17 protein-coding genes are annotated in these 12,566 nt (G+C 44.7%); 7 read left to right on the plus strand and 10 right to left on the minus strand.

The genetic code is table 11. From position 1 onward, the window contains the following. The first annotated feature begins 142 nt into the window (after window positions 1-142). Window positions 143-622, plus strand: a complete 480-nt coding sequence (locus C400_RS0101210) for a GAF domain-containing protein (protein WP_016819371.1) — start codon at window positions 143-145, stop codon at window positions 620-622. Between the two features lie 90 nt (window positions 623-712). After that, on the plus strand, window positions 713-1,189 hold the full coding sequence (locus tag C400_RS0101215; protein ID WP_017425717.1) for a hypothetical protein: 477 nt from the start codon (window positions 713-715) through the stop codon (window positions 1,187-1,189). A 95-nt stretch (window positions 1,190-1,284) separates the two neighbouring features. Here the strand turns inward: C400_RS0101215 and C400_RS0101220 are convergent, their stop codons facing one another. From C400_RS0101220 to C400_RS0101230, 3 genes are all read right to left on the minus strand, one after another. Next, the gene (locus tag C400_RS0101220) at window positions 1,285-2,049 is read right to left on the minus strand and encodes a MerR family transcriptional regulator (protein WP_017425718.1); all 765 of its coding nucleotides are present in this window, start codon (window positions 2,047-2,049) and stop codon (window positions 1,285-1,287) included. A gap of 239 nt (window positions 2,050-2,288) precedes the next feature. After that, window positions 2,289-2,660: a MerR family transcriptional regulator gene (locus tag C400_RS0101225; protein ID WP_013369358.1), complete on the minus strand. Its 372-nt coding sequence runs from the start codon at window positions 2,658-2,660 to the stop codon at window positions 2,289-2,291. Between the two features lie 114 nt (window positions 2,661-2,774). Continuing rightward, window positions 2,775-3,647, minus strand: a complete 873-nt coding sequence (locus tag C400_RS0101230) for a hypothetical protein (protein ID WP_017425719.1) — start codon at window positions 3,645-3,647, stop codon at window positions 2,775-2,777. A gap of 249 nt (window positions 3,648-3,896) precedes the next feature. On the opposite strand from C400_RS0101230, the gene C400_RS0101235 reads away from it, so the two are divergent. Continuing rightward, window positions 3,897-4,361 carry an AbrB/MazE/SpoVT family DNA-binding domain-containing protein gene (locus tag C400_RS0101235; RefSeq protein ID WP_016819375.1) on the plus strand — a complete coding sequence of 155 codons (465 nt, stop codon included), beginning with the start codon at window positions 3,897-3,899 and terminating at the stop codon, window positions 4,359-4,361. 501 nt (window positions 4,362-4,862) lie between these two features. Here the strand turns inward: C400_RS0101235 and C400_RS0101240 are convergent. Next, entirely contained in the window at window positions 4,863-5,423 is a 561-nt protein-coding gene (locus C400_RS0101240) for an NAD(P)H-dependent oxidoreductase (RefSeq protein WP_017425720.1), read from the minus strand. 417 nt (window positions 5,424-5,840) lie between these two features. Between C400_RS0101240 and C400_RS0101245 the strand changes: the two genes are divergently transcribed. The 4 genes from C400_RS0101245 (at window position 5,841) to C400_RS0101260 (ending at window position 8,228) form a co-directional block, all read left to right on the plus strand. Beyond that, entirely contained in the window at window positions 5,841-6,752 is a 912-nt protein-coding gene (locus tag C400_RS0101245; protein ID WP_017425721.1) for a helix-turn-helix transcriptional regulator, read from the plus strand. 88 nt (window positions 6,753-6,840) lie between these two features. After that, a complete protein-coding gene (locus C400_RS26080; protein WP_017425722.1) occupies window positions 6,841-7,029 on the plus strand; it encodes a hypothetical protein in 189 nt (62 codons plus the stop codon). Between the two features lie 32 nt (window positions 7,030-7,061). Next, window positions 7,062-7,349: a DUF1330 domain-containing protein gene (locus C400_RS0101255; protein WP_017425723.1), complete on the plus strand. Its 288-nt coding sequence runs from the start codon at window positions 7,062-7,064 to the stop codon at window positions 7,347-7,349. 84 nt (window positions 7,350-7,433) lie between these two features. Beyond that, the gene (locus C400_RS0101260) at window positions 7,434-8,228 is read left to right on the plus strand and encodes an SDR family oxidoreductase (RefSeq protein ID WP_017425724.1); all 795 of its coding nucleotides are present in this window, start codon (window positions 7,434-7,436) and stop codon (window positions 8,226-8,228) included. Window positions 8,229-8,387: 159 nt separating this feature from the next. On the opposite strand, the gene C400_RS0101265 is transcribed toward C400_RS0101260, so the two are convergent. The 6 genes from C400_RS0101265 to C400_RS27265 form a co-directional block, all read right to left on the minus strand. Next, window positions 8,388-9,806 carry an aldehyde dehydrogenase family protein gene (locus C400_RS0101265; RefSeq protein WP_017425725.1) on the minus strand — a complete coding sequence of 473 codons (1,419 nt, stop codon included), beginning with the start codon at window positions 9,804-9,806 and terminating at the stop codon, window positions 8,388-8,390. A gap of 42 nt (window positions 9,807-9,848) precedes the next feature. After that, on the minus strand, window positions 9,849-10,277 hold the full coding sequence (locus C400_RS0101270) for a universal stress protein (RefSeq protein WP_016819378.1): 429 nt from the start codon (window positions 10,275-10,277) through the stop codon (window positions 9,849-9,851). 27 nt (window positions 10,278-10,304) lie between these two features. Next, window positions 10,305-11,516, minus strand: coding sequence for an MFS transporter (locus tag C400_RS0101275; RefSeq protein ID WP_016819379.1), 1,212 nt, complete (start codon window positions 11,514-11,516; stop codon window positions 10,305-10,307). A gap of 40 nt (window positions 11,517-11,556) precedes the next feature. Continuing rightward, the gene (locus tag C400_RS0101280; RefSeq protein ID WP_017425726.1) at window positions 11,557-12,012 is read right to left on the minus strand and encodes a MerR family transcriptional regulator; all 456 of its coding nucleotides are present in this window, start codon (window positions 12,010-12,012) and stop codon (window positions 11,557-11,559) included. A gap of 168 nt (window positions 12,013-12,180) precedes the next feature. After that, entirely contained in the window at window positions 12,181-12,303 is a 123-nt protein-coding gene (locus C400_RS28375) for a hypothetical protein (RefSeq protein ID WP_016819381.1), read from the minus strand. 65 nt (window positions 12,304-12,368) lie between these two features. Next, window positions 12,369-12,470: a hypothetical protein gene (locus C400_RS27265; RefSeq protein ID WP_014599460.1), complete on the minus strand. Its 102-nt coding sequence runs from the start codon at window positions 12,468-12,470 to the stop codon at window positions 12,369-12,371. Window positions 12,471-12,566: the final 96 nt, after the last annotated feature.

Here is a 12,566-nt window from a genome sequence, read left to right on the forward strand (position 1 = left end):
ATTTTCTACTTGACTGAATATGTACAATCGTTATATCTTAAATTAATTAACCAATGGTAAAAGTGATTGTCACAATTACCTATTTTTGGTGATATATACAACAGTTAATATGAAAATTTAATGTTAGGAGCGTGGACTCTACATGTTTCAAACTATCCCTTACGAAGGAACACGTCAGGAACAATTCGAATCCGTTCTCGGACAACTCCGGGCACTTGTTCACGATGAATCCAATAGGATTGCCAATTTAGCAAACGCTTCAGCTTTACTGGGTCACTTTCTTCCAGATGTGAACTGGAGTGGCTTCTATCTTTATGATGGGACTGAGCTTGTACTAGGACCTTTCCAGGGTTTACCCGCATGTATACGGATTCCACTGGGACGTGGTGTTTGCGGTACCGCAGCAGCTGAACGGCGAACACTTGTCATAGACGATGTACATGCATTTCCAGGACATATCGCCTGTGACGCTGCTTCCAATAGCGAAATCGTTATCCCTCTAATCAAAAACGATGAGCTGATTGGAGTGCTGGACATTGACAGCCCGCTAAAAAGCCGATTTGATCAGGAAGATCGTGTATTCCTAGAGGAATTTACGGCTATTCTGGTATCCAGCCTGTAACCAAAAATTGTGCATATATATAGTCTTCCTTCGCCACAATATATGAGGGTCCTAAAACCTAAACTATCCGGCGAAGGAGATTGATGATCAATGTTCAACAACATGGCTCCACAACAACAACTTCATCAATGTGAACAAATTATGCAGCAATTGGTACAACAAACACAGCAAGGAACTGCTATGTATCAGCAATTGCTGCAACAAGAGCAACAAAACGCATCTAGCCTTGAAAGCCTAGTGCAACGCGAACGTAGCGCAGCTCAAATGATTCAAACCGCAATTCAGCATCACCAGCAAGCGATGCAGCAATACCAGCAAGTCATTCAACTGTGTAGCCAATTGGAAAACTCCATCCGCTCAAGCAGCCAAATGACTCAACCTGGATTTGGCGATAACTATGCTTCTCGCAGTATGCAACCATCCACCTTTAGTGCAGGAAGCCACATGAACCACAGCTTTCCGCAACACATGGGGACGACCGGGCAGCATTTTGCAAGCAGCGGTAGCATGCAGCAGTACGGAAACAGCAGTCAGCAAAGCATGAGAACAGCACCAAGCAGCATGTAAGCTGCTTTATACAAAAAAGGGTGAACAGCAGGCCGTCGATGGGGTTGTTGTTCACCCTTTTTCATATTACTTATAACCCTTTTCATCAGCTGTTGCTAGGTTAATTCCCGCTTGGCCAGCTCCTTCATTCCGTCTCGCAAATACTCAGCCAGCCCAGGGTGATAGCCTTCATACATTTTACTGAAATCCTCATGTTCTACATACAAGTCTCCCAGCCCGCTATAAATTTCTGCTGTAGGGGTATAAAATCGGCTTACCCATTGAAGATGACGGCGGATCAGCGCCTGTACTTCTGCACTGTTATGCTTCAAGCCCTTATTCATGGCTTCAGCCAACTCCCGATGAATCTGATCTGCCTCTGCCTGCGAATCCAAATAATCCTCTTTGCTCCAGTTCGTCGTCGCAGTCTTACTCTCCTGAACCTTCTCTTCGACCTGTGAACCATAACGTTCCGTCAGATCACGTTCATACATTTCTTGTTTTTCCGGGTTAAACCCTTGGTACATTTGCCCTGGTTCCATCGTTTGTTCTCCTTTCAAATGAGCCACCGTTTCGTCGATGGTCTGAAGGAGAGTATGCAAGCGGAAGACCTTGGCCTCAATATTGGCTCGATGCACCTGCAAAACCTCAGCCTTTTGTTCCTTGGTTTGCTCCAGCACATTGCCAATTTCGGATAAAGGCAAATCCAGTTCCCTGTACACCATGATTTGCTGAAGCCTCAACAGTTGTTCCTGTTCGTAATAGCGATATCCATTATTTCCGGTATGATGTGGTTTCAGCAATCCAATTTCATCATAATAATGCAAAGTTCGAACGCTGATTCCCGACAGATTAGATACTTCCTTAACCGTATAAGCCATTCCGCTTCACCTCCCTTGCTTTCACAGTCTACAGCCTCACGTGGCGTGAGAGTCAATACCCCCACTTCCCCACCTTGGTACTACACTTTTACCCTGTAAGCACATTGTGAACCGCTAATTGCCAACGATTTTTCATACTTGCGACCTACAGCAGGTATCTTTAGATATCTATGCAAAAAAAGCCCTACAGCGTATTTCAAATAGGCTGGGGGCTTCATATATTCAATTCGATCTGGCGACTAAGAGAAGCTTTTTCCCATGACCACATGATCGTAGTAAGCTATCTTTTGAATAATTTTCTCCAAATTGTGTTGCGTTTGTGCCATATGTTCTTCCACTTTCTTTTTGTGGGCAACCAGGAAATCTCTTCGCTCTTGGATCGTGGCTTCTCCTTTTACATTTAGCTCAAGGTATGCCTTAATTTCTTCAATGGTCATTCCTGTATCTTTCATAGCCATAAGGAACCTGATCCAATCCATTTGTTTCTCGGTATATACCCTTCTCCCACCCTCATCTCGACCAACATCAGGTAGAATGCCCTCTTTTTCATAATAACGAAGGGTAGATGCGGGCAATCCACTCCTGATTTCAACTTCTTTAATGGAGTACATGGTTGATCCCCTCCTGATTCTTTTATTTTCGCTTCAAGCCAGCTGTAACGATAAGTATAAGTTTTCATAGAAAAGAGTGCAAAATTAACATTTCTCTATTCACCAACTGAACAGTTAGCTCTCTCCCTGTCCTTCCCCTCGTAATCTCCCAATATAACTCCTTACATTCTCCTCTGGATGGCTCACTTCCCATTGATCTAACCGCCGATTGACCTCCTCATCCTGAGAATTCAACTGGTAATAGAATATGGCCGCTCGTAATTGGTGCTGCTCTTCGACAGGTTCATCACCAGGCCAGTGGTACTCTTGCTTGCCGTTCTCATCGGTAGTCCCTATCGCTCCATCCAGTAACGGGGAGCGGCCTTCTAGGCCTTCACCGCGGGCAATGGCTTTGAGAAAATCGGCATGTCTCCTAGCAACATCAGGCGAACAACGGTATAAATTCTCAAAAATATCAAAGGCATCAATCGGATCGTATTCCAAATTCTCAAGGAAATGCCTTTGCAGCAGCGCGGCAACCTTCTTATTGCCCGTCAGTCCCGACAGAAAATAAAATGTAGGCATTTGTGCCTCATAACGAAAATCGTCGACATGGCTGATAATATCGTCCACAATCTGCTCGGTCTGAACACCTTCACGGGCTAACCGAGTTAGTATCCTCACTGCCTTATACTGCGTCCAATCGTACACCCCGAACGCCACCTCATACAGCATGGGAATCGCTTTTTCCCTGTAATTGTAGATAATCTCAAAAATCGCGTCCTGTTGAATATGCAGCCAGTCGCCCAACCCTTCGTACTTTCCTGCCAAACTCTCAGGCTTCTGCAACTCAGTTCCAAAAAAATAACGCGGGAATAGAGGCAATGCCTCTTCTCCCAGCATAGCAGCAGCCTTCTTCGCCTCGGCGGTGAATTGCTCGGGCTGATCTACTAATCCGCCGACCTTTATAATGACTGCAGGAATAGCAGTGTCCAAATCGATTGCCATATGTAATTCACAGCTCCTTATCGTATATTACTAAAAATTCCTTCACCAACTAGAATATTCATTCTGAATATATATCGGTAATCCCCTATAATTTCTCAACACGTTTTCCACGATTAAAAAAACATATTTTGGGAATTACTTGTATACTTTTCAACAGTTTACTTAATATATGCGATTGCTTCTCTAAGCCTATTCTTTTTTACTATAATTATTTAGTATTATAAGGATATAAAAAAAGGAGGTTATCATTTGAAAAGTACAGGTATGACACGTCCCCTAGATGCGTTAGGCCGTATCGTCATTCCCAAAGAAATGCGAATTTCTATGGATTTTAATGTGGGTGACCCCGTTGAGATTTTCGCAGATGAGGAAACCGGTATTCTCGCCTTTCGAAAATATACCGGGGTGACGTGTAAAATGTGTGGTTCAGCAGAACAATTGACTTATTTTAGAGATAGTTTTATTTGTAAAGAATGTATTGAAAGTTTAAAGAAGGGGTTAAATTTTAGCCCTGTCCTAAGACCAGCCAAATCGGCTTTAGCCAACGGACAACGGTCGATTAAAGAGTCCAAACGTCTACGGAGATCGACACAGCAGATGATTGAAAGCCTCAAAGAATTAATGCAAAAGCAACCCAATGCAGCACAGCACGAATATGCCAAAATGCTTGAGGTTTCCCAAGCCCGTATATCCCAGCTCAAAAAAATGCTATAACTACAGCTTGCTATCCTACATAGGTATACACCAGAGATTTCATCATGTACAGCTAATTTTGAACCGTGATACGCAGCATCATAGCTAACCGACAAAAAGCAGGAAACACATTTGCGAAATCCTCGAACTAGGTACAAAGAACTACTAGATGACTTGCAAGCGACAACGCCTTATTAATAAGACTATGCCAATTAATAGTAACGCCTAAATTAAACGAAATGACCTTCTCTACGTAAAGAAGGTCATTTCGTTTATTTATTCATTTTAATGTTGTTTCAACTCATCCAAAATACTTTTACCTGTAAAGATGTGCATTTTTGGGGACAGTGAGTTTCAAAAAATATCTTATAGGAACTTGCCCATTCCAACAAGTACGTTTTCTAATCGTTCGATGGGATCGCCACAACCACACTTCGCAACCACTAATGAAGTAAGTAATTTGGTTTATTACGGTACACAGTCTTATATTGATGTTACTCAAATCAGCCAGGCTCAAGGCCCTTATCCAAGTATGCCTGCAATCTGGCGAAGCCATTCTTTACGTGTATCTTCATCGGATTGGGGTACCGACTCGAAAAATATATGATACATAACGTCAAGTCCGCAATATTCAAATACGCCTTTGTCGGACGTCAAGTGAAGTGCTTGATCCATGCCATTGCTGGCATATTCCGCATGTGATTTCCCTTGGGTGTTGAGGATGATGACTTTCTTCCCCTTGAGCAGCCCCATCTGCACCCCGTTTACATATTTGTAAGCAAACCCGTAAGAGAATACGCGGTCAATATACCCTTTCATTATGGCTGGCATCCCCGTCCACCATATCGGATAAATAAAGGTGACCACCTCTGCCCATTGCAAAAACTTCTGTTCCCGCACAATATCTTCTCCGATTCCTCCAATAATCTCGCTACTGCTGACTACAGGTTGAAAGCCGATATCATATAGATCACGAACCACCACATCATGCCCTTTTTGCTTTAGCCCCTTCAATGCTGTGGTCAAAATTGCATGGTTAAAGCTTTCTTGTGATGGATGCGCGTAAATAATAAGATGTTTCATTTTCTTCTCCTCCATTTACTAATAAAATGAGTGATTGATCAATTACTTAGCTTCATACATCTTCATCTAACTGAATCTGCATCAATTCATAGTTCCAATAAAGATACGTTCAGTCAACTTGAAGCGTATGCTGCTCATAAATGTCACCTACGTTGATTGTTAATCAATTAGTAATTGATCAATCACTAATTGATTGGTCTCAGTATAGTTTATTCCTTTTTATTTCGCAAGTGCTTGTGGTTCAACTTTATATAAAGAATTGTAAAAAGATCTGATCCAAGGCAGTGTTATTATCGCTGTCCAAAGAAAATAAAGTCCCCCAGTTGATGCCCATTAGAGTGTGATGTAGAGCAATCACTTAATATGACTTTATAATGTCATGTTATAAGATGTATGCTACCGAGTGAGGTGAAGCTTATGCCGTTAAGCAGACATTTTGAAATCGTTTATATGTTACTCCATAAGAAAAAAGTGACTGCTGATGAATTGGCAGCGCATTTTGAGGTTTCCACACGAACGATTTATCGGGACATAGATGCCTTAAGCGCAGCTGGGATTCCCATCTACAGCAGTAGAGGCAAGGGTGGCGGAATATCATTGATGGAGGGTTATGTCTTTAACACCTCTTTACTGTCCGAGCAGGAACAAGATGATATCTTAATGGCCCTTCAGAGTGTGGCTACAGCTACCATTCCACAGGTAGAAGAAGTGCTAAGCAAGTTGAGTAGGCTTTTTAAAAAAGAAATGGGAAACTGGATCGAAGTAGATTTTTCGCCATGGGGAAGCCAAAACAGCCAGAGACAGCTATTCACTCTTATACGCAACGCGATAATCACAAACCGTGTTATAAAGTTCCGCTATTATAACGTCGCCGGGGAACAGAGTTATCGTAGCATCGAACCTGCCAAGCTCTTGTTTAAAGATAAATCCTGGTATGTGGAGGGTTACTGTTTAAATACCGAAAGTTATCGTGTATTTAAGATTAGCCGAATGAAAGAGATTGTAGTTACGGAAATTAGTTATGAGCCAAGAACAGTCGTAGCAGCTACAGATACAAAGGTGAACGACTTGCTTCATACCATTGAAGTAACTCTTCACATTTCTGCTCAAGGAGCTTACCGCGTATACGATGAATTTGCCGAGAAAACAATTACTCAGAGGGAAGACGGCTCTTATACCGTCACGGCACAATTTCCTGTAGGCAATTGGTTGGACAGTTATCTGCTGTCCTTTGGTCCCCTCCTTATAGAGGTTAGCCCCGAACAAGTACGTACAAGAATATTGTCTCATTTAGAAACGATGAAAAGAAATTTAAATGTTCCTCTATAATATGACATTATGTAGTCATATTATTACTGCTATGATGAGTTTGAAGTTATCGCTCACAACATACTCACCATAGGAGGTTGAAGAATCAATGAATCCACATAGATCCCTGCCACCAGTAGTAGAAACTTACTTTACATCAGCGAACAAATCCCGGCTTGAAGCATTTACTTCTGCTTTCGATAAAGATGCGTTGATCTTGGATAACCATCGCGAAATCAAAGGTATGGAAGCCATTAAAATCAATAAAATTAAAGAACTGATTATTACACTTCCATAAAGAAATTAAAAAATAAGAAAGGGAAAACGTATATGCCCGCTTATGTTGTTTTTATACGTGAACAGAGTACCGATCAAACTGAACTCCAACTCTATTCTCAATTGGCACCGGCAGGTTTGGCGGGACATTCCGTCAACCCCCTAGCAATGTATGGCGCATACCAGGTCCTGGAAGGACCCAATATTGAAGGGCTGGCCATCTTGGAATTCCCCACTTTTGAGGAAGCACAAGCTTGGTACTTTAGTCCAGCCTATCAAAAAGCCCTAAAGCATCGACTGCGGGGAGGGCGTTACCGGGGTATCATTGTCGATAGTGTGTAAGGTTCGCAAAACAAGTGAACTCGGAGTGAAGATACCTAGAGGTAGTTCTCAACCACATTGTCAAAATTAGGAGGAATTATTCACATGAGTTTTCAATTAGAAAGCATTTTAAGTGAGTTTAAAGGCAAAAGGGCCTTGGTCACAGGCGGTACCAAAGGAATGGGAGAGGCTATTGCTAAGAGACTTACAGCTGCAGGTGCTACTGTAATAACTACGGCTCGAACTACTCCAGTTAATTTAGAAAATCCGGATCTATTTATTCCAGCCGATATTAGTACGCCTGAAGGTGTAGATAAAGTGGTAACCAGCGTTCTTGAGCGCCTAGGCGGTGTAGATATTCTTGTCAACAATGTTGGAGGCTCGTCAGCTCCATCCGGGGGAGCTCTTGTCTTGACGGACGAGCATTGGCAGCAAACTTTTAACGCTAATCTGTTTACTGCCGTCCGTTTAGACCGTGGACTGCTGCCGGCTATGGTGGAAAAGGGTTCAGGTGTTATTATTCATATTTCATCCATTCAACGTCGCTTGCCTTTATATGATGCAACATTGGCTTATGCTGCGGCCAAAGCAGCTTTAACTACTTACAGCAAAGGATTATCCAAGCAGTTTTCGCCTCAAGGCATTCGTATTAATACAGTTGCGCCAGGCTTTATCGAAACGAAGGCAGCACAAAGTTTGATTGATCGGATTGCTGAGACGACAGGCGACCGAAAAAGTGCATTAAAGCAACTAATGGACTCGTTGGGAGGAATTCCAATTGGTCGTCCAGGACTACCAGAAGAAGTCGCTGAGCTTGTTGCTTTTCTGGTATCCGACCGGGCCGCTTCTATTACAGGAAGTGAATATAATATTGACGGTGGAACAGTTCCAACGGTCTAAAACTCAAGCTAAATACGCTTTATCCAAATATTTTTCAGTCTAACACTTTATTTTCATCTGACATTCGCGCAAATAATGAGAAAAAAAAAGCCCATCTAATGAGCAGATATACGTAAAACGTATTATCCATGTCCATCAGACAGGCTTTTATACAGCTATTTACCGTTTAATAACGATCAGCTTGGTTTCCAACATTTCTTCCATAGCGTACTTTACACCTTCGCGTCCAGTGCCACTTTGCTTCACACCGCCATACGGCATATGGTCAACACGGAAGCTTGGTATGTCATTGATCATCACGCTCCCTACCTCAAGCTTGTCCGCTGCATCCAGCGCGGTCGTGATATTACGTGTGTAAATTCCTGCCTGTAAGCCATAAATTGAATCATTCACATGGCTCACAGCCTCATCTACAGAGCTAACGGAATGAATCAGCACAAGTGGGGCAAACACTTCGCGACAAGACACCTTGGAAGTCGGGTCCACATTGAGCAATACGGTCGGCTCCAGAATCCCACCTTCGGCATGACCACCCAGAGCGATTCTCGCACCTGCTTGGACCGCTTCCTCCAGCCACTCACGAACACGCTCGACATCCTTGGCTGAGATGAGCGCCGATACGTCCGTGTCCGGGTCTAGCGGATCTCCGATTTTTAAACGTTGAGTCGCTTCTATAAATCGGGATACGAACGTATCATACAGCTCACCGACAACGTAAATACGTTGAACCGAGATACATACCTGCCCCTGATTGGCAAAGGCTCCACTCACACAACGGTCGATGATCGCGTCCACATCTGTATCACGGTCAATAATAACAGCCGCATTGGAACCCAGCTCCAGCGTGACTCGCTTCAAGCCAGCCTTGGAGCGAATTTCTGTACCGACTGCCGGGCTACCGGTGAAGGTGATATAGCTGACACGTGGATCAGTGACAAGTACGTCGCCAATGGTTTTGCCATCGCCGCTGATCACGTTAAGAGCGCCCGCAGGCAACCCGGCCTGCTCCAACAGCTCCGCGATCAAGTAAGCCGACAGTGGTGTCTGCTCCGCAGGCTTCAATACGACCGTATTGCCTGCTGCCAGCGCAGGGCCCACTTTATGAGCGACCAAGTTCATTGGGAAGTTAAATGGTGTAATAGCTCCTACTACCCCGACGGGTTCTTTGAGCGTGTAGGCCATACGGCCCTCGCCGCCTGGTGCAGCATCCAGCGGAATGGTCTCTCCGTGAATGCGCTTGGCTTCTTCGGCTGCAAACTTGTAGGTTTGTACCGTCCGATCAACTTCCGCAAGCGCAGCCTTCCATGGCTTGGACGCTTCGCGTGCAATGATACGCGCTGCATCCTCACGCCGCTCTTCCAGCAGGTCAGCCAGCTTCTCCAAAATAGCTGACCGCTGGTGGGCTGGCATGACCCGCATCTCTGCACGTGCATCAGAAGCCGCCTGAATAGCGGTCTTGGCATCCTCAGCAGTGGCCTCTGCTACCTCGGCAATGACTTCCCCGGAATACGGTGATTTCAGCGTCGTATATGATGAAGCTGCTTTCCATTCACCGCCAATAAATAAGTGCTGCTGCATGCTTTTTTCCTCCTTTGCTCTATATCAATGTCTCATTTAATACTATTTCACTGTCAGCACTGGACAAGGTGCATGCTGAATCACATGATGGCTCACGCTACCCAGTATCAGCTCCGAAACAAGTCCCTGTCCCCGTGTTCCCATAATGATCAAATCTACCTTTTCCTGATCTGCAATTTTACAAATGAAACTCGCCGGATCACCATGACCTGCCAGCATACGGTACGAAATGCCCTCGTCCTTCAAATAGTCGGCTGCAGGCTCCAGAATATGGCGACCTTCCTCTTCGATCCGCTCATCCACATCAATCCCAACCGGGGGCTCATTCATGGATAAAGTCGGATTTACATGCAATACGGTCAGATGCAGGTTTCCCTGAAGCTGCTTGGATAACGTTTTGGCTGTCTCCAATGCCTTCATAGCGTGTTCCGAACCATCAATCGCGACCAGAATCTGTTTGAATTCGCTCATACTCTTTTCCTCCCCAGAAGTTCAATGTTAGTGTGCATCTACCTGAATATCCTGCATATGTCGGCGACGTACGATCAGCACAGCTACGCCAATCAGTACCATCAATGCTCCAAAATAAAACGGAGTTTCTGCTGCATACCACTCTGACAGCTTCCCTGCAAGCCATGGTGAGATGGCCCCGCCCAAAAAACGCATAAAGCTGTAAGCCGCAGATGCTGTGGAGCGCTCCACTGGAGCAGCCTGCATAACAGCGGTTGTAATCAATGTATTGTTAATCCCCAGAAAAATACCAGCCACAATGACCGCTACAATGACAGTCGTTGGCGAACCAGCTAAAGTCCCAATCGCCATAACACCTAAATCAATGGCAAACAACGTCAGCATGATACTAATGGAAGATACCACGCTCAAGCGTGCTTGAATCTTTGGAGCTACAAACACCGAGGTAAAGGCCAGCATAATTCCCCAACCAAAAAACACGTAACCCAAACCATGCTCGTCTAAATGCATGACATATGGAGAATACGCCATCAACGTAAAGAATCCAAAGTTATATAACAATGCTACAATGCCGAGCGTGAACAAGGCAGGATAACTTAACGCTTTGAATGGGTCCGCAATGGAACCGCGTTTTTTCGGCTTTGGAATTGAAGGCAGCATAAACGTAATGAACAAAAAGCCAATAACCATCAATCCAGCTACACCGAAAAATGGACCGCGCCAGGAAATGGAACCTAACTCACCGCCTAGCAGCGGGCCGACTGAAATCCCAAGCCCCAAGGCCGCTTCATACAAAATAATCGCTTTAGCTGTTCCAGAAGTGGACAGACCTACAATCGCAGACAACGCTGTTGCGATAAACAAAGCGTTTCCCAGGCCCCAGCCTGCCCGGTAGCCCACAATTCCGCCAACTGTACTAGCCGTGCCGCCCAGTCCGGCAAACACAATAATAAATAATATGCCGGTTAATAACGTCCATTTGACACCCAATCGACTAGATACAACGCCCGTAATCAGCATCGCAACGCCCGTCACCAGATTATAGCTGGTGAACAGCAGCGACACTTGGCTTTTCGTAGCATGAAGCTGATCGGCAATGGCCGGCAGGATCGGATCGACCAATCCCAGGCCCATAAATGAAATAACACAGGCAAAGGCGACCGCCCATACCGCTTTAGGTTGAGACAGCAAGCCTGAGCGTTCTTTTAACTCTTCAGGTAATGCATGTTGTGAACTCATAATAGGATGTTACCTCCACATCTGAATGTAAATGTTCTTGTTATGATGGGTCGCGCTCAAGTTCCTCATCCAGAAGAACCTTACGTTCACGCACCCTAACCCGCAGCTCCTCCAGCTCTGTCTGGAGCATACGGATACTGTTGATCTTTCCCTCCATTAAGTCCAACTGTTCGTTCAGCGTACGTTCCATATCCTCCAACATGGTCCGTCGCTCGATTGGCTGCAAATGCTCTGTGCGCTCGCGATATTCCTCCCGCTGCCCCTTGAGCATTTCTGCTGCGGACATGTACCGCTGAAGTTCTTGCAAAGAAAAGCCAAGCACTTCCTTGGCACTCACTATTTTTTTTAGTAAATCCACATCCTCCTGCGTATACAGCCGCATATTTCCTTCACTGCGCTGCGGGGAGGGCAATAAGCCGATTTCCTCATAATAACGAATGGTTCGCTTGGTTAAACCGCTTTGTTTGGCGACCTCATCAATTTTATACGTAACCATGACACCCACCTTATGAAAAAGATTATATATAAATACTACGCCTATATAACGTTAACGTCAACGTAAACTTTCAAACACAAAGAAACCGCCTCTGTTAGAGACGGTTCCTATTTGGGATTGCATAGTCATAGACCCGAAGCATCGGCGCTCAAGCCCATGAATATCACTTTAGATGAAGAAAGTACGTGTGATGATAACCAGCAAAATAAAGAGTACCAAAATGACACCAGTGGAAGTCCACATGCCGTAGCCGCCACCGCCACAGCCACAGCTTCTATCTACTTCACCCATCTCAAATTCCTCCTCCCTCTGTCGATTACAACAAATCGCCCGAAATCAAATTCTTCAACTGAGAATTAGATAACGAATGCTTTGGAAATAATAACGAGCAGAATGAAAAGTACCAGAATCGCTCCTGTAGATGTAAAAGCTCCATAACCAGCGCCTACTCCAGACATGGTGATTCCTCCCTTCATGGTTTACAAAAGCATCTTATGCTTATGCCACCGTCCATGATAGGGACAAATGCCGCGCCTGCTGCCCAAATATGGGTT

It is taken from the genome of Paenibacillus sp. ICGEB2008 (assembly GCF_000307675.1).
In the GTDB taxonomy this organism is placed as follows: Bacteria; Bacillota; Bacilli; order Paenibacillales; family Paenibacillaceae; genus Paenibacillus; species Paenibacillus polymyxa.